At 64.4% G+C, this 20050-nt stretch carries 18 protein-coding genes; 13 read left to right on the top strand and 5 right to left on the bottom strand.

The genetic code is table 11. The annotated features are described in order from the left end of the window. Positions 1–38 precede the first annotated feature (38 nt). The 6 genes from pxpA to BLR03_RS00655 all read left to right on the top strand — a co-directional run bounded on the left by pxpA (position 39) and on the right by BLR03_RS00655 (position 4848). On the top strand, positions 39–794 hold the full coding sequence (gene pxpA, locus BLR03_RS00630) for a 5-oxoprolinase subunit PxpA (protein ID WP_091248786.1): 756 nt from the start codon (positions 39–41) through the stop codon (positions 792–794). A gap of 36 nt (positions 795–830) precedes the next feature. Next, entirely contained in the window at positions 831–1070 is a 240-nt protein-coding gene (locus tag BLR03_RS00635; protein ID WP_091248151.1) for an acetyl-CoA carboxylase, read from the top strand. 2 nt (positions 1071–1072) lie between these two features. Next, the gene (locus tag BLR03_RS00640) at positions 1073–2425 is read left to right on the top strand and encodes an acetyl-CoA carboxylase biotin carboxylase subunit (protein ID WP_091248154.1); all 1353 of its coding nucleotides are present in this window, start codon (positions 1073–1075) and stop codon (positions 2423–2425) included. After that, complete coding sequence (locus tag BLR03_RS00645; protein ID WP_091248157.1) at positions 2422–3327, top strand: 5-oxoprolinase subunit B family protein; 906 nt, start codon at positions 2422–2424, stop codon at positions 3325–3327. The genes BLR03_RS00640 and BLR03_RS00645 overlap by 4 nt, the downstream gene beginning before the upstream one ends. Beyond that, positions 3317–4303, top strand: a complete 987-nt coding sequence (locus BLR03_RS00650) for a 5-oxoprolinase subunit C family protein (RefSeq protein ID WP_091248159.1) — start codon at positions 3317–3319, stop codon at positions 4301–4303. Before BLR03_RS00645 ends, BLR03_RS00650 begins: the two co-directional genes overlap by 11 nt. 260 nt (positions 4304–4563) lie before the next feature. Beyond that, positions 4564–4848, top strand: coding sequence for a hypothetical protein (locus tag BLR03_RS00655; RefSeq protein ID WP_254788085.1), 285 nt, complete (start codon positions 4564–4566; stop codon positions 4846–4848). 125 nt (positions 4849–4973) lie between these two features. Here the strand turns inward: BLR03_RS00655 and BLR03_RS00660 are convergent, their stop codons facing one another. Beyond that, the gene (locus BLR03_RS00660) at positions 4974–6176 is read right to left on the bottom strand and encodes an alanine racemase (protein WP_254788086.1); all 1203 of its coding nucleotides are present in this window, start codon (positions 6174–6176) and stop codon (positions 4974–4976) included. Positions 6177–6300: 124 nt separating this feature from the next. After that, entirely contained in the window at positions 6301–7221 is a 921-nt protein-coding gene (locus BLR03_RS00665; protein ID WP_254788087.1) for an MIP/aquaporin family protein, read from the bottom strand. 281 nt (positions 7222–7502) lie between these two features. Here BLR03_RS00665 and BLR03_RS00670 point away from each other — a divergent pair, with 281 nt between their 5' ends. Further along, a complete protein-coding gene (locus BLR03_RS00670) occupies positions 7503–8273 on the top strand; it encodes a potassium channel family protein (protein WP_091248164.1) in 771 nt (256 codons plus the stop codon). Between the two features lie 90 nt (positions 8274–8363). Here the strand turns inward: BLR03_RS00670 and BLR03_RS00675 are convergent, their stop codons facing one another. Then, positions 8364–9893: a PucR family transcriptional regulator gene (locus BLR03_RS00675; protein ID WP_091248168.1), complete on the bottom strand. Its 1530-nt coding sequence runs from the start codon at positions 9891–9893 to the stop codon at positions 8364–8366. A 206-nt stretch (positions 9894–10099) separates the two neighbouring features. Between BLR03_RS00675 and speB the strand changes: the two genes are divergently transcribed. The 4 genes from speB to BLR03_RS00695 all read left to right on the top strand — a co-directional run bounded on the left by speB (position 10100) and on the right by BLR03_RS00695 (position 15671). Continuing rightward, a complete protein-coding gene (speB, locus tag BLR03_RS00680) occupies positions 10100–11104 on the top strand; it encodes an agmatinase (RefSeq protein WP_091248170.1) in 1005 nt (334 codons plus the stop codon). A gap of 180 nt (positions 11105–11284) precedes the next feature. Next, the gene (locus BLR03_RS00685) at positions 11285–12763 is read left to right on the top strand and encodes a purine-cytosine permease family protein (protein ID WP_091248173.1); all 1479 of its coding nucleotides are present in this window, start codon (positions 11285–11287) and stop codon (positions 12761–12763) included. Positions 12764–12844: 81 nt separating this feature from the next. After that, the gene (locus BLR03_RS00690) at positions 12845–14347 is read left to right on the top strand and encodes an aminobutyraldehyde dehydrogenase (RefSeq protein WP_175460357.1); all 1503 of its coding nucleotides are present in this window, start codon (positions 12845–12847) and stop codon (positions 14345–14347) included. Positions 14348–14375: 28 nt separating this feature from the next. Next, on the top strand, positions 14376–15671 hold the full coding sequence (locus tag BLR03_RS00695; RefSeq protein WP_091248174.1) for a D-arabinono-1,4-lactone oxidase: 1296 nt from the start codon (positions 14376–14378) through the stop codon (positions 15669–15671). 81 nt (positions 15672–15752) lie between these two features. Here the strand turns inward: BLR03_RS00695 and BLR03_RS00700 are convergent, their stop codons facing one another. Further along, positions 15753–17009, bottom strand: coding sequence for an FAD-dependent oxidoreductase (locus tag BLR03_RS00700; protein ID WP_091248177.1), 1257 nt, complete (start codon positions 17007–17009; stop codon positions 15753–15755). Further along, entirely contained in the window at positions 17002–18354 is a 1353-nt protein-coding gene (locus BLR03_RS00705) for an MFS transporter (protein ID WP_091248178.1), read from the bottom strand. Before BLR03_RS00705 ends, BLR03_RS00700 begins: the two co-directional genes overlap by 8 nt. A gap of 48 nt (positions 18355–18402) precedes the next feature. On the opposite strand from BLR03_RS00705, the gene BLR03_RS00710 reads away from it, so the two are divergent. Both BLR03_RS00710 and BLR03_RS00715 read left to right on the top strand, forming a co-directional pair. After that, positions 18403–19224 carry an IclR family transcriptional regulator gene (locus tag BLR03_RS00710; RefSeq protein WP_091248793.1) on the top strand — a complete coding sequence of 274 codons (822 nt, stop codon included), beginning with the start codon at positions 18403–18405 and terminating at the stop codon, positions 19222–19224. A gap of 164 nt (positions 19225–19388) precedes the next feature. Then, the coding region (locus BLR03_RS00715; RefSeq protein ID WP_139184456.1) for a cupin domain-containing protein at positions 19389–20050 on the top strand (662 nt) is incomplete at its 3' end.

Raw genomic sequence — 20050 nt, forward strand, 5'->3', positions numbered from 1 at the left:
AATATCGGGAACTCGAAATGCTGAGTAGCGTTGCATCCATGCAAACCACTGTGATCCCCGACACCTCTCCCCACACTCAAGGGCGTGTGCTCTTGAACTCGGATTTGGGTGAAGGCCTCGGCCTCCACGAGTTCGGCAACGACGAAGAACTCATGCGCATCATCGACGTCGCCAACGTCGCCTGCGGCTATCACGCTGGCGATCCGGACGTCATGAACCGGACCGTGGCGCTGGCCGCCGAGCATGGCGTTGCAGTGGGAGCCCACCCGGGCCTGCCTGACATCGTGGGATTCGGACGCCGTCGAATGGTACTGACCCCGGCTGAGGTCGAATCGATCATCCTCTACCAGACCGGAGCCCTGACGGCATTTCTCGGCAAACACGGTCTTGAACTGAACCACATCAAACCCCACGGCGCCCTCTACGGAATGCTGGCCGGCGATGAGGAACTGATGCAGGCCGCCGCTGGAACCGCCGCGCAGTATGGCGTTCCGTTCTTCGGACTCGCGGGAACCGCCCACGAAACCGTGTGCCGGGCCATGGGGGTGGAGTTCGTGCCGGAACTCTATGTTGATCTCAATTACGGTTCGGCCGGCGAACTGCTGATCCAGCGCCGGCCGGCTCCCACCGACCCCGACGCCGCTGCCGAGCGCGTCAGCCGGGCCTTGGCCGGCCGCCCAGTCCTAGCTGTTGACGGCACGGAACTGGACATCCCGTTCCGAAGCATCTGCGTGCACTCCGACGCACCCAATTCCACTGCCGTGGCCAGCGCCGTGCGTGCGGTCCTGGGTTAGAGCCGATTAATCCAACAATCTGAAAGCGAGCACCCCATGGCAAACATTGTTTCCCCCCTACCCGGAGTCTTTTACCGCAAGCCCGGCCCCGGCAAGCCGCCTTTCGCCAACGAGGGCGACACCATCGAAGTCGGCCAGACCGTAGGCATCATCGAAATCATGAAGCAGTTCACCGAAATCCAGTCCGATGTGGCCGGGACCCTCGAATCCTTCAAGGTCAACGAGGGCGAAATGGTCAATCCCGGCGACACCATTATCGTCATCCGAGAAGGCTAGTGATGAAGAAACTGCTCATCGCCAACCGCGGCGAAATTGCCGTGCGGATTGCCCGCACGGCCCGTGAAATGGGCATCGAGACGCTCTTAGTGGCCAGCGAGCCCGACGCCGATTCCCTGGCCGCGCGCACAGCCGACAACTTTGTCGTGGTGGGGCCGGCCCCTGCCCCCGCCAGCTACCTGAACCAGGACGCCGTGATCGCCGCAGCGGTGGATAACGGCTGCGACGCCGTCCACCCTGGCTACGGCTTCCTCTCCGAAAACGCCGCGTTTGCGCGGAAAGTCGCAGCAGCGGGACTCACCTGGGTGGGTCCTGACGCCGACGCGATCGAGATGATGGGCAACAAGTCCCTGGCCAGGGAATCCGCCCGCAAGGCAGGCGTTCCAATCCTCCGCGGCTCCGACGGGCCGCTCGACCCCGACGCCGACGCCCTGGAAGAGGCCCGCGGCATTGGTTACCCGCTGATGGTCAAGGCCTCCGCTGGCGGCGGGGGCCGGGGCATCCGCTTTGTGCACAACGAGGGCGAACTACTGGAGACCATAGAGATGGCGCGCGGCGAAGCGGCGTCGGCCTTCGGAGATCCGACCGTCTACCTGGAGCGCTTTGTGCAGCACGCCCGGCACGTGGAGGTACAGGTCCTGGGCGACGGAACCAACTTCATCCATCTCGGCGACCGCGACTGCTCCATGCAGCGGCGCTCCCAAAAAGTCATTGAGGAAGCCCCGGCGCCGGACCTCCCGGACGGCGTCCGCCGGACCATCAGGGAATCTTCCGTGGAACTCGCCCGAGAATGCGGCTACAGCGGCGCCGGAACGGTCGAATTCCTCTACGACCCCGTCGGCCACGAGGCCGCGTTTATTGAAATGAACACACGCATCCAGGTGGAGCATCCCATCACCGAGGAAATCACCGGCGTCGACTTGATCCGTGAACAGTTGCTCATTGCCTCCACCGGATCGATGTCAGTCCGGCAGGAGGACATTCATTTTAGCGGCCACGCCATCGAGTGCCGCATCAACGCCGAGGACCCGCACAACAACTTCTTCCCCAGCCCGGGCCTCATCACGGCCTTGGAATGGCCTGCAGGCGACGGGATCCGGATTGACGCCGGCGTGGAGGCAGGATCGACGGTCAGCCCGTACTACGATTCCATGCTCGCCAAGCTCATTGTCCACAAGGACACCCGCGAAGCCGCCATCGAAGGGGCGCTGGAGGCGCTATACAGGACCCGGATCGAAGGGGTCAAGACAACCATCCCCGTGCTCAAGAAGCTGCTGGACCGGCTCGAATTCGCCGCCGTCAAGCACCACTCGAAGTTCATAGAAACCGTCGACAATCTGATGGAGGCACCATGAGTAGCCCTGCACCCGCAGTGTTGGAGGCCCGATACACCTGGGGCGGAGACGAGTTCCTCTTCGTTGAAGTCTCGGAGTCGATGAGCCTGGCCGCCAATTTCAGGGTGATGTCCATCGCCGAGAAGCTTTCGGCGATGGAGTTGCCCGGCATCGTGGATATATGCCCTGCCAACGCCTCGCTGCTGGTGAGATTCGATCCCGACGTTCTGCCGCCGTCGACCCTTGAAGAGACCGTACGGACCATTGAAGGGGACCTGGCGCACCATCAGCAGCAGGCACTCGAAACCCGAATCATCGAGGTTCCTGTCTGGTATGGCGATCCGTTCACAGCCGAAGTGGCGGCGCGATTCCGTGAAGGTTTCCATCAGGAGCCCGGCGGCACCGACATTGACTACGCAGCCAAGGTCAACAACCTCAAGGATGCCGCCGAATTCATCCAGCGCCACCACGAGCAGCCGTGGCTGGTCTCCATGGTCGGATTTGTCGCCGGCCTGCCGTTCCTCTTCCAACTGGTTGAGCGCGAGAAACAATTGGAAGTCCCCAAGTACCTGAGCCCCCGCACGGATACACCAGCATTGACTGTGGGGCACGGTGGCTGCTTCGGCTGCATCTACTCAGTGCGGGGCGCGGGCGGGTACCAGATGTTCGGAGTCGCTGCCGCGCCGATTTTCGACCCCACCCAGTCCCTGGCCGACTTCAAGGACTTCATGGTGTTTTTCCGGCCGGGCGACATCGTGAAGTTCAAGCCCGTCACCGAGGCCGAATACAACGGCATCCAGGCCGAAATCGCCGCAGGGACGTTCCACTACCGGCAGGCGCCCGTGACATTTGATCTGTCCAAGGCGCTGGCGAATCCCGAAGGCTACAACCAGGAACTCATGGAGGCCCTCAATGGCGTTTGACATCAAGACCCCGGGGCTGGCCACCACGGTCCAGGACCAGGGGCGCACCGGCCACTACAACGTGGGCATCCCGCAGAGCGGTTCGCTGGACCAATACTCTGCCGAACTCGGTAATGCCTTGGTGGGCAACACCGCCAAGGAGGCCGTCCTCGAATGCACGTACCTGGGCCCGGCCCTAACCACCGACCAGGATGCCGTCGTCGCGGTCACCGGGGCCCCGGTCGAGGTCAAGGTCAACGGCGAAACCCGGCCGCAGTGGACCCGGCTGCAGCTGAACGCCGGCGACGAACTCAGCTTCGGTGTCATCAAGGGCGGCACCCGCTACTACATCGCGGTCCAGGGCGGCATCGACGTTCCCGAGGTGCTCGGCAGCCGGTCCACCTACAGCTTGGGCGCAATCGGCGGTTTCCACGGGCGCAAACTGGAGGCCGGCGATCAGGTTCCCGTGGGCGCGCCGCTCAACGCCGGGGCCCTGCCCGACTCCGATACTGTTCCGGAGGAATTCCGTCCAGTTTTCGCGAAGGAGCAGGCTGTCCGGATTGTCCTTGGACTCTACGACCACCTCCTCACCGAGGAAGGACTGGACAACCTGCTCAACGGCGAGTGGAAGCTGACTCCAGTGGCCGACCGGATGGGACTGCGGTACTCCGGCCCCGGCGTGAAATGGAAGCAACGCGAACAGCCGTTCGGCGCCGGCTCCGACCCGTCCAACATTGTGGATGCCGGATACGCCGTCGGGTCCATCCAGATCCCCGGCGGCACGCAACCCATCATCCTGCATCGCGATGCCGTCTCCGGGGGCGGCTACGCCATGGTGGGCACCGTGATCAGCGCCGACATGGATTTGGTGGCGCGTGCCGCCCCCGGCACGGCCACCCGATTCGTGGCCGTCAGCCAGGACGAGGCACTCGTAGCCCGCGAGGAACTCGCTGAACTCAAGAAGAACGCGCGGGCAGCCCTCGGCGCCAGTGGCTGATCACCTGGATTTCGCCTGCGGCAGCTGACCACTGCTAGCCCTTTCACCAGTCCAGTGCAGGATCCTGTGCCTTCTCCGGATCCTGCCGGGCCGGCGCCCAGCCAACAATTCCACCCTTGTGCACCCACAGTGCTTGGTCCTTACTGGTAGGAGGAGAGCAGGCCAGCGCCCACCAGGACCGCCAATTTTGAAGGTCCGGTTCCCTGTTAAAGGGCGTGAGCGTCAGGCACTCCAACTCTCGCGTATCTAGGAGGATGGACATGTTCGCTCGCGTCAGCACCTATCAGCCAGGCCCTGACAGCTCGGGGGCACCCACAGAGGACACCGTCAACCGGGTGCTCGCATTGCCGGGGTGCCTTGGCATCTACTACCTGTTGGGGAAGGACAACAAGTCGCTGTCCATCACGCTGTGGGAGGACGAGGAAGCCCTTGCTGGCAGCGCGGAAGCTGCGACCAAAATCCGTTCGGAGACCAGCGCCGAGCAACACATGCAGATCCTTGGCGTCGAGGAATTTGACGTGCTCACACGGCACCTCAAGGACTGACCGGCAGTGCGGGCAGCAGCGGGACCGCGTAGAAGCCCGCGAGCCACCGACGAAAAGATACGTCACCGCCGGGACCACAACGGCGGTCGTGGCGTTAGCCGTGGCAACGTCCGCGAGCGCCGCAATCAGGACTGCGGCGCCAGCGAGGACCGGCGGAAGTCGGTACTCCACACGCCCATGCCCTGCCCGTCCCCGTCCGTGACGACGTATTCGGGCCAGCGATCAAACGCCGAGCAGGGATGGGATATCCCGAAATCCACAGTATCCGTGACCTCCAGACCGGTCACGCCGGTAAGGACCGCGTGGTGGTCGAAAAGATTTCGCACCGCTGCGGTTGCGCCGGTCTTCGTCGCACCGTCAGCCGCTCGGGCCGACAAGAAGCTCGGCAGTCCGGCGTCGTACGGAAGATCCCGTTTGCCCGCGCCGACGACGGCGATCCCCTCTTCCGGGATGGACAGGACGACGGCGCGAACCGAAAGCGCGGGAATGAGACCCGGCACGGGGCTGACGGCTGCGTAGGTGCCGTGATCGTGGGTCACATAGCACCCTGATCGGAGGATAGTCCTGGTTCCAGGCACCTCGCCGAGGTCAGGAAGGAACTCGATGACGCGGTCCGGGAACGCGGAACCGCCCATGGAATAGATGGGCGTGGCGGTCTCAAAGTACGTCGCGGCTTCCAGATAGGTGTCCCGTACCAGTTGGCAGTGCCGGTCAACCGCCGTGACCGTCTCCTCGGCCCTGCTATTGGGCACGACGCCTTCGTAGCCGGCAACTCCGACCAGCTTCAGGCCCGGCGTGGCACGGACCAGCCCGGCCAGGCGCAGGGCCTCGCCCACGCCGCGGACTCCGGTGCGTCCGCCGGGAGTTCCCACGTCGATCAGCACCTCAAGGGCGACCGTCGCGCCGTCGAACGCCGCCGCCGCGGCTTTGACCCCGGCTGCCGAATCGACGAAGCAACGGATTTCCCGGCCCGGATTTTCCTCCAGCCACGTTCGGACACGCAGTAGTCCGAACCTGTCGACGATCTCGTTCGCGACGAGAACGCGGACATGTCCCCACTCCAGCGCCGAAGCGACCTGATCCACGGTGGCGACGGTTACGCCGACCGCGCCTGCAGCCACCTGCCGTTCGATGATCGGTGCCGACATCGTTGTCTTGACATGCGGAGCCAGCTCCACACCCCGCTCACGACACCACTCCGCCATGACCCGGATATTGCTGTCGAGGGCCGCACTGTTGAGCCGTAGCTGCGGATACGCCGATGCGGCGGCCAGTTTGGCCGCGAAGTCTCCATCGGCTCCGGCCTGACTCTTAATCAACTTGCTCACGCTACTCCCTGTCGTTCGGCCCAAAAAGCGGCTCTTCCCTCCGACAATCTACTGGAGCATCATGGGGCAGTACGTCATGGCCAGGGCAAAACCGGGATCGGAGGAAAAAATGCCCCACCGACCGTTAGGGTTTCTCTTCTTTGGCGGTCTCGGTGAAGAGGTCTCCCTGAGCGGCTCCCGAGCCCGCCTTCCCGCCGCCCGGGCCGCGCAAAATGAATGCGATACCGACGGCGGCCGCTGCGCCGGCCAGCGGTCCGGCGACGTACACCCAGTAGTCGCTGAAGTTGCCGCCGGCGAGGTCGGGGCCGAACGTTCGCGCCGGATTCATCGATGTGCCGGAGATGGGACTGCCCCACAGGCCAGCCACGGCAATGTAGGCGCCTACTGCAAAGGCCCCGAGCAATCCGATGTTCTGGGCCCCGGAGGCGGTTCCCAGAATGACGCTGACCAGCACCAGCGTGAGCAGTGTCTCCATCCAGAACGCGGCGCCCGCCGAAAACTCCGCCGCCGGATAGTTCGAACCGTACGTGGCGGAGACACCGATCACGGCCTGCAGCAGCAGGCAGGCAAGCGTCGCGCCGATGAGCTGAACGACGATGTAGCCCGGCACCCGGCGCCACGGGAAGTCACCGCGGAGCGCGAACGCGAAGCTGACCGCAGGGTTCAGATGTGCCCCAGAGATTTTGCCCATAAACAGGATGATCCCCATCACCATCAGGCCGGGGGCGACCACGGCCGCCGTGCGGCTGATGACACCGGGGAAGGCCTGACTCATCATTCCACCCCCGGCCGCGACAATGACGAGGAGAAATGTGCCGTAAAACTCCGAGAACAGCCGCCGCCATTCCTGGCGCGGATCATTAAAATCCTGGATTCGCAGCAGGATGTTCTGCTCGACAACTCCCAGTTCGCTGGCAAGGTTGTGATTGTGCGCCTCGTCCTTACGCGCGCCCGCGCGTCCGATTCCGTCTTTGTCCTGATTTTCCGCCATGGCGTGTCGCCTCCGCCGATTATGGAATCGTGCCGTGCCAATCTGATTGCCCATCTGATTGCCAATCTATTGGCACAGAGCGGGTCGGCACCTGAGAAGCCCAATGTACCGCTGCCGGAGCCGGTTGTCAGCGTTGCGCAGGTGGCCCTCCAAGAGTTGTCGGCCGGCCAATGAAGAGAGATCCATCCGTCAGGGGCCACGGCCGGTATGGGTGCAGCCGGATCGGGGAAGGACGTGGCTGCCACCCGCAAACATCCGAAGGGCGCAAACATCCGAAGGATCAGGGGCGGCAATTTCGTAAGGACATCCGGGGAACAAAGTCCTACGATTCAGCCATGACGCTTCAGACGTGGCAGAAATATTCCGAGTGGCCCCTCGTCGGTGCGGCCTTTCTTTTCCTGGCGGCCTACTCCATCCTGGTCATTGTCGAACCGCCGGCCCCCTACGCCACCCTTCTGACACTTGTCATCTGGTCAACGTGGGCTGCCTTCGGCGTCGATTACATTGTGAAATTGGTGCTGGCGCCCCAGCGGGGCCGATGGTTCATCCGCCACCCTATGGACCTGCTCATGGTGGTGCTTCCGGTAGCGCGGCCATTGCGGCTCCTGCGTCCCTTCACCTTGCGTAAAGTCATGGACCGGGCCCCGGGCACCGCCATCCGAACACGGGTCATGGCCTATGTCATTGCATCGGCCGTCCTTCTGATCTACACCGTGGCCCTGAGCGTCCTCAGTTTCGAAAAGGGCGCTCCGAACGCGAATATCACCACGATGGGCGACGCCTTGTGGTGGGCGATGGTCACCATCACAACGATCGGATACGGCGATTACTACCCCGTAACCGTCCCCGGCCGATGGGCTGCGTCCGCGCTGATGGTCGGCGGGTTTGCAGTCCTGAGCATGGTCACGGCAGCCGTGTCCTCCTGGCTGGTTGAAAGTGTCACCGCCGCAACCAATGCGCGCACAAAAGCCGCTGAACTCTCCGGCAGCGACGAGCTTGCCCTCCTCACGGCACAGGTCAATAGGCTCAATGACCAGCTAGCCCGGAGCCTGGGCGAAACCAACAGTGACCACGGCGACGGCACACCAGGCCACGAACCAGGGTAACGGCACGGCGCCAACGCCTCATCGGCCTTCCACATCCCAACCGTCTCCCCGCCGTCTCGTTGCGCGGCATCCGGTCGATGCCGTTGCGTTTCAGAAGCCGGCCGGCTTCTTCTGCCGCGGATTGCCTTGGAGGTCCATGGCTTCGTGGATCTGCAGGGCGAACCAGAGTTGCGCCAGCGTGGACGTTTCGGTCATATCAAGGCCCGTCAGCTCACTGATCTTCCGAATGCGGTAGATGATGGTCTGCCGATGCGCGAACAGGGCCCCCGCGGTCTTTTGCCACGACCGTTGCATGTCAAGGAACGTCTTCAGCGTGACGATGAGGTCCCCATTTTCTCCCTGTTCGTACTCGAAAATGGGTCCGAGCAGCCGCTGTACCAGAGCGTTGCCTTCCTCAAAGCTAGTGAGTCCGAGCCACGAGGGTCCCTCCGCATAGCGGACCAGCCGGTCGCCGGTGCTTGATGCGGTCCCAAGCGCCCACATCGATTCCTGAAGAGCCCTCTGCGCACCGGCGGCCGCGGAAGGCCGACTGATCCCGATCTTCACATTCAAGGGAACGACGTGCCGCAGGAGATCGTCGGTGCAGTCTGAGGCGACAGCCAGATGCAACGTATTGAACCTGCGCTGGCAGGCCGTCGGATAGCCGTGTCGCCACAAATCTACGTGGATCCCCGCCAGGGCCTCACCGTCGTCGCTGGACATGGAGACGATGAGGAATTCCCGTGAAGTAATCCCGAATTCAGGCAGCCGGCTTTCAATCTCGGCTATGCCCAGGCGTCCGTCAAAGGCCTGCACAAGGAACTCAGCACCGAGCCGGCGCTGGTTCTCTAGCGACAGAACCGTCCGAGATAGCTCCAGCCCAAGGACTGTGGCGGCATGAAGCAGCACCACCGCATCCGGGAGCGGCTCGGATTTCGGCAGCACCACCAGGAGCGCATTGGCGTGAGTCGGAATATCCATCATCAGAAGGTGACGGTCCCCCACACGGTGCCACTGGAACTTCTTGCTGGCCACCGGTGACTTGCTGGTCAGCGGTTCAAGGTCACGCCTGAGCTCCGGCGGCAACGACCGGCCTCCGGGATGCCAGGCATGCAGGCACCGTCGATCAACCACGAAGAGTCTCGCGTCGAGTTCGGCTTCGATGCCAGCGATCAAACTTAGCCAGTTGTCGTCAGAAGGCCCCGCCAGCCGAAGGAGGTCATAGATGCGAGCCGTCTGACGCAGCTTTCGGGACTCCTCAAGCAACGAAGCCTCAGCGACCGAACGTGCGATGGCGATGAACGGAAGCGGATAGGGGATGCTGAGGACCGGCAACGGCAGGTGGTCGCAGACTTCGAAGAACTCGGGAAGCAGCTTAGGGGCATGCATCTGCTCGCCGATCGCCAGGGCACTCGCGCCGGCGTTGACCAGTGCCTCGGCAAGCTCAACCTGCCCCGCGGGATCCGCCGGGATGGACAGCCCGTTGGTCATCATGAGCTCGCCGCCGGTGACCCATTCCCACAGCCGCGGGAGGTCGGATGTGTGGGCCCATGTGACCCTGTTGCCCAGACCGGCGGATCCCGCCAGGAGGCTCAGGCCCAACTGGGGTTCGGCCAGCAGTTCGGCCACGGTGATCGCCATGCGCGGGTCCTGTTCATGAGTGCGGAGGCCGCCCCCGAGCCGCTTATACACATGTATAAACCCCTGGGTTATTTGTAGTCAATCTGCGCATATACCCCGTGACGCAGATCACTAATAGTGGAGGTAGCAGCAACCGCGCAGATGCCCGGCACGGAGAAGAAATCCGCGGGGCTGTCTGAAACCAAAGCAACCGGAGGATCCCTGTCATGACCACACACAAGCCCATCGGCCCCGTCGACGCAACGAAAGTCCCCCGCTACGCGGGCCTGGGCACCTTCGCCCGGCTTCCTCAGATCGACCGTGTCCCTGACTACGACATTGCCATTGTCGGTGTCCCTTTCGACGGCGGCACCTCCTACCGCCCGGGCGCCCGCTTCGGTCCGGCAGCTGTCCGTGAAGCGTCGCGGCTCCTGCGCCCCGGCTACCATCCGGAACTCGACGTGGAGCCCGTGTACGAGGCGCAGGTTGTCGACGCCGGCGACATCGCCTGCACCCCATATGACATCGCCCGCGCAGTCCGCGAGATCGAGGAGCAGGCCCTCCCGCTCCTCGGCGACGCCGACTCCGGCAAAAGGCTCATCTCCATCGGCGGCGACCACACCATCGCGCTCCCGATGCTGCGGGCCTTGAACAAGGTCCACGGTCCGGTGGCACTGCTCCACTTCGATGCACACCTGGACACGTGGGACACCTATTTCGACCAGCCCGTCACGCACGGAACCATCTTCCGCCGGGCCTTCGAAGAAGGCCTTCTCGTCGAGGACAGCTCGATGCACGTGGGCATCCGCGGCCCGGTTTACGACCGCAACGATTTCCTTCGCGACCACGAATTCGGCTTCCAGATCATCCGCTGCTCGGACCTGGACGTTATCGGAGTTCCAGCAGCGATCCAGCGCGTCAAGGAGCGTCTGGGCGACACTCCGGTCTACGTCTCCATCGACATCGATGTCCTGGACCCGTCCTACGCGCCGGGCACCGGCACGCCGGAAATGGGCGGGCTCCACTCCCGCGAGCTGCTGGCGCTGCTCCGCGGATTGAACGGCATCAACATCGTGGGCGCCGACGTCGTCGAGGTCGCTCCGGCCTATGACCACGCAGACATCACCACTGTCGCCGCGGCGACCCTCGTCTTCGACCTTCTGGCGTTGATGGTGAACCGCAGCAAGGCCACCACCAGCGGCGCCCAACAGCTGGAATCGGCCACCGTTTGAGCCGCAACGGCCGGGTAGTCGCGGCTGATTTATACATATGTATGAAGAGGTTTACGGCAACTGTTCAATCGCCGGATTCTCACTGTGACAAAAGTCACGAATGATTGATACAACAGATCCCGTGCTCGACGAAGTGCCGGGACAGAACAAAGAGGTTCCCATGTACTCCTGGAATGCATCATGAACGCTCGACCCACTCGCGCAGTCGCGGCCGAGGTGCCCCGGCTCGAGGACAAGACTATTCAACCCATCCCCGCCCACGAACGCCACGGAAAAGCCCGGGACCTTTTCACCATTTGGTTCGGTTCCAACATCATGATCATGACCATCGTGACCGGGGGCCTCGCGACGACGGTGTTCGGGCTCAGCTTCGTGCCGGCCATCGTCGGCATTATCGTCGGGAACCTCGTCGGTGGCATCTTCATGGCCCTGCATTCGGCCCAAGGCCCGCAACTGGGCGTGGCGCAGATGATTCAGACCCGCGGCCAGTTCGGTTCGTACGGGGCGCTGCTAATCGTCGTCATCGTGGTGATCATGTACGTCGGGTTTTTTGCGGCGAACCTCGTCTTTGGCGGCGAAGCACTGGCCGCAGTCAGCCCGGGCATTAGTGTTGACGGAGGCATCATTGTCATCGGCGTCGTGAGCGTCGTCGCCACCATCTTTGGCTACCGGCTCATCCACGCCTATGCACGCTTCTTGAGCATCGTGGCCGGTCTGGCGCTGGTGCTGGCCTTCGTCTGGATCCTGGCCGTCCACGGATTGCCGGCCAGCTTCCTGAACCAGGGAAACTTCAACTGGGTGGGCTTCATGGCCACCATCTCCGTCTCCGCCCTCTGGCAGCTCGCCTACGCTCCCTACGTCTCGGACTACTCCCGCTACATGCCTCAAGGCACCGGCTCGGCCCCGGCATTCTGGGCATCCTACTCAGGCTGCGTCTTGGGAACACTCTTCCCGATGGTCTTGGGGGCCTTGGTGGGAACGCTCGCCCTGGCACTGGTCAACGATGGCAGCAGCGTCGAAATAGTCGGCAGCCTGGGAGCCCTGCTCGGGCCATGGACCATGGTGGTCATCGGAATCTTCTGCCTCGGTGTTGCGGCGTCGAACGCCATGAATCTCTACTGCGGGGTCCTGTGCACGCTCACCATTGGGCAGACGTTCAGGCCAACCTGGTTGCCCCACGCCAAGACCCGGACCATTGCGGCGATCATCCTCTTCACCCTCGCCCTCCTGATCTCGCTGTTCGCACGGGACAATTTCATCTTCTTCTACACGAACTTCCTCTCGTTCCTGATGTACGTCCTGGTTCCGTGGACGGCCATCAACCTGGTCGACTACTACCTCCTGCGGCACGGCGACTACAGGGTTGAAGACTTCTTCAAGCGCGACGGCGGGGTGTACGGAAGGTTCAACTGGGTCGCGATCGGAGCCTATGTTGCCGGCGCACTGATCCAGGTTCCGTTCTCGGCAACAGCGATGTTCACGGGGCCCGTCGCCGCAGCGATGAACGGCGTGGACCTCTCCTGGATTGTTGGCCTGGTGGTCGTTGCACCCCTGTACTACTTTGCGGCACGGGTGCTCCGCAAGACGCCGGATGCCGTTGCCGTCCCCTTTCAGTCGCCCGCATTCGCAACTGACCTGGTTGAGGCGCCGCAGACGTAACGTCCACCCCGGGCATCTGCGGCCCTCACTCACACAAACTCCCGGCGCCGAGATCGGCGCAAAAAACAAAGGCCAATTATCATGACACTCACAGACATCAAGCAGTTCGCAGTCCGGCGCTCTTCCTCGGAGCAAAGCCTCGCCGGCGTTTTGCCTCCCGCGGGGCACTTCATCGGTGGAACGTTTGTCTCCGGTTCCTCGACTCAGCTCATCGACGTCGTAGACCCCACCACGGAGCAGGTCATCGCGTCAGTGCAGGCCGGAACAGCCGCGGATGTGGACGTTGCGGTCGAGGCGGCCGTGGCGGCCCGGAAGTCCTGGGGCGCCACCACGCCGAAGGAACGGTCCGAGGTGTTGTCCCTGATCGCCAACATCATTGAAGAGAACCGCGAAGCATTCGAACTCATCGAGTCCGCCAACACCGGTAAACCGCGGACCGTCGCGGAGGACGATGTCTCCAGCACCATCGACACCTTCCGGTTCATGGCCGGAGCTTCCCGCACGCTGACGTCTTTGGCGGGCGGCGATTACGCCACCGGACACACCTCGGTCATCCTCAGGGAACCCGTCGGCGTCGTCGGCGTTATCACCCCTTGGAACTACCCGCTGCTGATGGCTGCGTGGAAGATCGCGCCCATCCTGGCCGCCGGAAACAGCATCGTCCTGAAGCCCTCCGAACAGACTCCGCTCTCGACACTGAAGCTGGCGGAACTTGTGGCCGGACGCATCCCCGATGGAATCCTCAACGTCGTGACGGGACAAGGCCGGACAGTTGGGCAGCGGCTTGCCGAACATCCTGATGTCGCCCTCATTGCGTTGACGGGGAGCGTCGTCAGCGGACAGGCAGTGGCGGAGACCGCGGGCAAGTCCGTCAAGCGCGTCCACCTGGAACTCGGCGGCAAGGCCCCTGTTGTGGTCTTCCCCGATGCCGACCTCCGTGCGGCCGCCGCCGGGGTGCGAAACGCCGGCTTCTGGAATGCCGGCCAGGACTGTGGCGCCGCCTGCCGCGTGCTGGTCCACGAATCCGTGGCTGAGGAGTTTACCGAGCACCTGGTACGCGAAGTCGGCACGCTCGTCGTCGGTGCCCCGGGCGCAGGGGACGACGTGGAAATCGGTCCCATGATTTCGCGCCCGCACTTCGACCGCGTGAAGGAATCGCTTGCCGAGGCAAAGGCTGCGGGTCTTCAGGTGGCCATCGGCGGCTCGGCCTTGGACGGTCCCGGCTACTTCATTGAACCCACAGTGATCAGCAACGTGCCGGCCGGGGCCCATATTGCTACCCACGAAATCTTTGGTCCCGTCGTCACCGTCGAGTCCTTCAGCACCACTGACGAGGCCATTACCCGGGCCAACGAGAGCCCCTACGGCCTTTCCGCCTCGGTGTGGACGCGGGATTCGAGCCTGTCGCTGAGCGTTCCGAAGCAACTCGATTTCGGCACCGTCTGGGTCAATTCACACCTGGTGTTGGCCTGCGAGGTTCCGTGGGGCGGATTCAAAGGATCCGGCTATGGCCGCGACCTCTCACTCTATGCCCTGGACGATTACTCCCGGACCAAGCACGTCATGATCAACCACAGCGCGTGAGCGTTGATACCAGCATCGGAGCTCAGCAATGACCACCACGAATCATTCCCAGGCCGCGCCGTCGGCACGCGCGGCGACCCCTTCCGCTCCCTTCGGGACCGACGTCACGTGGACCAACTGGGGCGGAAACCAGAGCGCCACACCGGCCTTCACCGTCCGGCCCCGGAATGAACAAGAAGCGCTCGACGCCGTCCGGTTCGCCATCCGCGAGGGCCTGCCCGTCCGCGCGGTCGGCTCAGGACATTCGTCCTCTCCCCTGGTTCAGACCGGCGGCGTCCTGATGGACATGTCAGCGCTCTCGGCCATCACCGGAACCGACCGCGGGCGGCGCCGCGCCAGGGCCCTGGCCGGCACCACCATCAACGCCTTTGGCGATCCGCTGTGGGAACAGGGGCTGGCACTGGGCAACCAGGGTGACATCGACAAGCAGCAGATCGCCGGGGCACTCGCGACCAGCACCCACGGCTCCGGGAAAAACCTGGGCAGTTTCTCCTCCGCCTTGCGCTGGGTCCGGCTGATCAACGGCTACGGCGAAATCGTCGAAATCGGTGAAGGGCAACTCCGCGAACTCAGGGCCGCCCAGGTCGCTTTGGGCACGCTCGGAATCTTCCTGGAGGTCGAACTGGCGGTCGAGGACCGCTATTATCTGCAGGAGGAGATTACGTATCCCACGTGGGCGGAGACCGCGGCAACCTGGCAGGCCGACATCGACGCGAACAGGCACTACTCGTTCCTCTGGTGCCCGGACGACGATTCATGTGAGCTCCTGGACCTCCCCGGTTCGCCGGACCAGAACATGGCGAACCGCAGCTACACCAAGCGGTACAACATCGCCCAGATCCAGGACGACCGTGAAATTTCCCGCACGGAGGGTGCCCGGCTGGACCGGTCGTACCGCATCTACCCGGGCGGGTTCACCACACAGTTCCATGAACTCGAGTACTTCGTTCCCAGCCAGCACGGCCTGGAGGCCGTCGAGGCTGTCCAGGACCTGATCCGCACCCAGCATCCCGACCAGAAGTACCCGGTTGAGGTCCGCTGGGTGAAGGCCGACGAAGGGTACATGTCCCAGTTCCAAGGACGCGACACCACCGTCATTACCCTGACCACTCAACCTGGAACTGACTACTGGCGATTCTTCCGGGATGCAGATGCGCTGCTGCAGGAATTCGAGCCGCGTGCACACTGGGGCAAGATCCATTTCATGACGAGGAGCCGCCTGGAGCGTCTCTACCCGGAGCTCGAAACCTTCATCCAGATACGCCGGGAGTTCGATCCCCGCGGAATGTTCCTCAACGACCACACCCGCGCCCTCGTAGGCTAAACCCACAAGCAGCTCGCGAACGAACAACCAAGAGCACGAGGTGCGGACAAGGTCCGCACCTCGTGCTCTTGGCCTAAACGGTCAGGCGGAAATCCGGTCCGTCAGGCTGGACCGGGCCTCGCGGACGGCCGGTACGCCGTCGCCGTCCTGGCCGTACAGCCAGTCGTTGTACTGGAAGTCGTTGTCCTTCCGGCTCTTGAAGAGCAGGTTCCGCAGTGTCCGGCCCAGGCCGGACACGTGCCAGGATTCGCCCCAGACGCGGGCGGTGCGCTGGACCCGGGCCGTGCGGCCGGCGCGGATGGTGTTGAACTCCTTGATCGCGCCGTCCCAGGCTTCCGGGTTGACGCCTCCCTGGGTGAAGACGGTGCCATTGGTGGCGTCCTGCAGCACGGCGGCGTCCTCGAGCGCTTGGCAGGCGCCCTGGGCGAGGTACTGGAGCATGGGGTGCGCGGCGTCGCCCATCAGCACCATTCGGCCGGCAACCCAGTTTTCGATCGGGTCGCGGTCGTACATGGGCCAGCGGATGCCGGTGGCCAGGTTCTTGAGCCCTTCCTGAACGGCCGGGACACAATCCTTGTACGCGGCCTCCAGCTCGTCCACACCGCCGTACTGCTCTTCGCCGCGTTCGAACGAGGCCGATTTGAAGACGGCCACCGTGTTCAGCAGCTCGCCCTTCCGCAGTGGGTACTGCACGAGGTGGCAGTCCGGTCCGAGGTAGACGATGACGTCTTCGAGGTCGGCCTTGGGTGTGTTTTCGGTGATCGGGACGGTGCCGCGGTACGCGACGTAGGCCGAGGGGACGGGCTCATCGTTGGCCACGAGCGGACGCAGGGTGGACTTGAGTCCGTCGGCGCCGATCACGACGTCGGCCTCGTAGTCCACGCCCGCTGCGGTGTGGGCCACGCCGCGGCCGTTGACGGTTTCAACGCTCTCGACCATGACGTCGTTGACGAGCTTGACGCCCGCCGCCTCGCAGCCTTCGAGCAGGACCCGGTGCAGGTCGCTGCGGTGGATCACGACGTACGGCGCGCCGTAGCGTTCCTCGAATTCCCCGCCGAGGGTCTGGCGGGTGAGCTCCTCGCCGGTGACGGCGTCGCGGAAGACCAGATGCTTGGGCTGGACGCCGATTTCCAGCGCCTTTTCCAGCAGGCCCCAGCGCCGCAGGACGCGGGAGGCGTTGGGGGCCATCTGCAGGCCCGCGCCAACCTCGCCGAATTCGGGGGCCCGCTCCACGAGGGTGACGTTGGCGCCGTTTTCACGCAGCGCGAGGGCTCCGGCCAGCCCGGCCATTCCCCCTCCGATGACGAGGACATCGGTGGACGTGGCGTGCTCAGACATTGCTTGCTCCTGTTGATGTGAGTGAGGGTGAGGTTGAGAGTTTGGACTTGAGTTTGAGGCCGACGGCGGCCAGCAGGACCGCGGCGATGGCGGCGGCACCGGCGAAGGCGAGGAAATTGGAATTGACGCCCAGCCCGGCGGCCAGCAGGAGGCCGCCGATCTGGGGTGCGGCGACGGCGCCGATGCGGCCCGTTCCCAGGGCCCAGCCCAGCGCGGTTCCGCGCAGGTGTCCGGGATAGTGGCTCGCGACGGCGGCGATGATGAGGCACTGCGTGCCGTGGGTGCCGACGCCGGCGAGGACCAGCATGAAGTAGACGAGGCCGACGGGCGGCCCGGTCACAAGGACCACGAGGGCTCCGGCAGCGACGGCGGCCGCGGCGATCGCCGTCGGGATCGGACCGAAGCGGGTGCCCGCCCAGGCCGTGATGACCGAGCCGGCCACGGCACCGAGGTTGAGGGCGAGTGCGAAGGTCAGGGCTGAGCCCAGGTTGTAGCCGGCCAGCTGCATGAGGTTCGGCAGCCAGGTGCCCAGACCGTACCAGGCGAACAAGGTGGCAATCGTTGCCAGGGCGAACAGCACGCTCACCCCCAGGTACGGGGCGCGAAGCAGGGAGGAGAAGCCGGACGGCTCGTTGACCGCAAGCCCCTTCCCGGCTGCCTTGCGGGCGGCCCTGCCTGCGGCGCTGGCCGGGGCCAGGGTCTCCGGAAGGTATTTCACTCCGAGCGGCACCACGACCATCAGGGCAACCACGGCGACCAGGAACATGGACTCCCAGCCGAAGGCGGGGATCAGCTGGATGCCGACGAGGGCTGCGATGGATCCGCCAATCGGGACACCGGACATCATCAGGGTGGCGACGGTGGAGCGCCATTTGGCCGTGACGAGTTCGGCCACGAGCGCATTTGCCGAGGGCACCAGCCCGCCGAGTCCGATGCCGGCGAGGAGCCGCAGGACGCCGAAGACCGGGGCACTGGGGGCGAACGCGCAGAGGATCGTGAAGATCGAAAAGACGATGGCACAGCCCAGGATGGTCCGGCGGCGGCCCCACGAGTCGGCCATGCGTCCGGCGAAGATCGCCCCGATCATCATGCCGACGAAGGCCATGGAGCCGATCGTTCCGGCGGTCGCCTTATTCAAGCCCCAGCCGGTCTCAGAAATCAGTGAGGACTGGACGGTGCCGTAGACGATGAGGTCGTAGCCATCGAAGACCACCAGGAGCCAGCAGACGAGGACGGCCGCTGCCGAGCCTTTGGAGAACCGTGATGCAGGCCCATCAGCGGTAGTGGGGCCGGGAAGACCCGGTGTCGGCCGCTCCGGCGCTGCAGCGGAAGGTGTGTGATTCATCCCACTACTGTCATGGCGATTGCAGACGAACAACAATACAATTCTGATGTGCAGAACAACCCGCCAACCAAGCCCACCCGGAAGCCCGTCCAAAAGCGGCCGACCTATTCCATCGAGGCGGTGGACAATGCGCTGCAACTCCTGCAGTTGCTCCGCGACGGCGGCGCGCTACGGCTCAAGGACGCCGCCGCCGAGCTCGGCGTAGCCCCCTCGACCGCTCACCGGCTCCTGGCGATGCTGGTCTACCGGGGCTTTGCCGTGCAGGATGAAAACCGCCGCTATGTTCCCGGGGCGGCCATGGGGGTCGGGCCAGCGGGCCTGAGCTGGACCAGGCTGCTGCGCTCGCTCGCCCAGCCGCACATGGAGCTGCTCTCGGCGCAACTGAACGAGACCGTCAACCTCATGGTGCGCGTGGGCACGAAAGTGCGCTTCCTGGCCACGGTCGAAGGGAACAACGTGTTGCGGGTTGGTGACCGGCAGGGGACGGTCATGCCCGCCAACAAGACGTCGGGCGGTAAGGCCATGCTCGCCGAACTGGAACCCCACATGATCGACCAACTCTTTCGCAGCAACAATGCCGAGATTGGCGGGGACACCATTCCCGCCGCGGAGTACCCGGCGTTCCTGCGCGAGCTTGAGTCCATCCGCGGCAACGGCTTCGCGGCCAATTTTGAGGGAACGGAGGAGGGGGTGAGCGCCCTCGGGATGGCCCTGCACAACCGGCACGGGCACGTCGTCGGCGCACTCAGTGTCGCCACTCCCTCGACCCGCTTCCGCCGGGTGTTCGACGCCGGACTCGTCCCCGCGTTGCGGGAAACCTGCCGGCAGCTGGAGATTGACATCGCGGCCAATCCGGCCGAGCCGGACTGAGCGCGCGCTGAGCGCGCGGCCGGGCACACAGCGGGGTACCCCGCCGGGCATCGGGGGGAACAATCCAACAATTCTGACAGGCAGAATATGCTGGGGGTCACACCTCCACATCCGTAGAGTCGAACTACGCCAAAAACCTGTTCTGACCTACCGAGGAGGCCCACGTGTCCATCAGCGCCGAGAACACGACTCACGAATCAGTGGCCGCGGGGCATGCTGCTCCGGAGCCGACGCCCGAAGAAGCCGCCCAGCTGCAGGAGTTGTACCGGGATTTTGACCGGGAGAACCTGATCCCGCTGTGGACCGAGATCGCGGATTTGATGCCGATGGTCCCGTCGCCGAAGGCGGTGCCCCACGTCTGGCGGTGGAGCGATCTGTACCCGCTGGCAGCCCGTGCCGGGGACCTGGTCCCGGTGGGCCGGGGCGGGGAACGCCGGGCGATCGCCCTGGCGAACCCGGGCCTGGCCGGCACCCCGTACGCGACCCCCACGCTGTGGGCGGCCATCCAGTACCTCGGCGCCCGGGAGACCGCGCCCGAGCACCGCCACTCGCAGAACGCGTTCCGCTTCGTCGTCGAGGGCGAAGGGGTCTGGACGGTGGTGAACGGGGACCCGGTCCGGATGTCCCGCGGCGATTTCCTGCTGACCCCGGGCTGGAACTTCCACGGGCACCACAACGACACCGATGAGCCGATGGCCTGGATCGACGGCCTGGACATCCCGTTCGTGCACTACGCCGACGCCGGGTTCTTCGAGTTCGGCACCGAGCGCGTCACCGACGAGGCCACCCCGGACATCTCCCGCTCCGAACGCCTCTGGGCCCACCC

Origin of the sequence: Arthrobacter sp. ok909, from assembly GCF_900104405.1 — a bacterium.
Classification (GTDB): Bacteria; Actinomycetota; Actinomycetes; order Actinomycetales; family Micrococcaceae; genus Arthrobacter; species Arthrobacter humicola.

Coding starts and splice junctions, on each gene's coding strand:
- pxpA (WP_091248786.1), top strand. CDS start 39: ATGCAAACCACTGTGATCCCCGACACCTCTCCCCACACTCAAGGGCGT.
- BLR03_RS00635 (WP_091248151.1), top strand. CDS start 831: ATGGCAAACATTGTTTCCCCCCTACCCGGAGTCTTTTACCGCAAGCCC.
- BLR03_RS00640 (WP_091248154.1), top strand. CDS start 1,073: ATGAAGAAACTGCTCATCGCCAACCGCGGCGAAATTGCCGTGCGGATT.
- BLR03_RS00645 (WP_091248157.1), top strand. CDS start 2,422: ATGAGTAGCCCTGCACCCGCAGTGTTGGAGGCCCGATACACCTGGGGC.
- BLR03_RS00650 (WP_091248159.1), top strand. CDS start 3,317: ATGGCGTTTGACATCAAGACCCCGGGGCTGGCCACCACGGTCCAGGAC.
- BLR03_RS00655 (WP_254788085.1), top strand. CDS start 4,564: ATGTTCGCTCGCGTCAGCACCTATCAGCCAGGCCCTGACAGCTCGGGG.
- BLR03_RS00665 (WP_254788087.1), bottom strand. CDS start 7,221: ATGGGCAATCAGATTGGCACGGCACGATTCCATAATCGGCGGAGGCGA.
- BLR03_RS00670 (WP_091248164.1), top strand. CDS start 7,503: ATGACGCTTCAGACGTGGCAGAAATATTCCGAGTGGCCCCTCGTCGGT.
- BLR03_RS00675 (WP_091248168.1), bottom strand. CDS start 9,893: ATGGCGATCACCGTGGCCGAACTGCTGGCCGAACCCCAGTTGGGCCTG.
- speB (WP_091248170.1), top strand. CDS start 10,100: ATGACCACACACAAGCCCATCGGCCCCGTCGACGCAACGAAAGTCCCC.
- BLR03_RS00685 (WP_091248173.1), top strand. CDS start 11,285: ATGAACGCTCGACCCACTCGCGCAGTCGCGGCCGAGGTGCCCCGGCTC.
- BLR03_RS00690 (WP_175460357.1), top strand. CDS start 12,845: ATGACACTCACAGACATCAAGCAGTTCGCAGTCCGGCGCTCTTCCTCG.
- BLR03_RS00695 (WP_091248174.1), top strand. CDS start 14,376: ATGACCACCACGAATCATTCCCAGGCCGCGCCGTCGGCACGCGCGGCG.
- BLR03_RS00700 (WP_091248177.1), bottom strand. CDS start 17,009: ATGTCTGAGCACGCCACGTCCACCGATGTCCTCGTCATCGGAGGGGGA.
- BLR03_RS00705 (WP_091248178.1), bottom strand. CDS start 18,354: ATGAATCACACACCTTCCGCTGCAGCGCCGGAGCGGCCGACACCGGGT.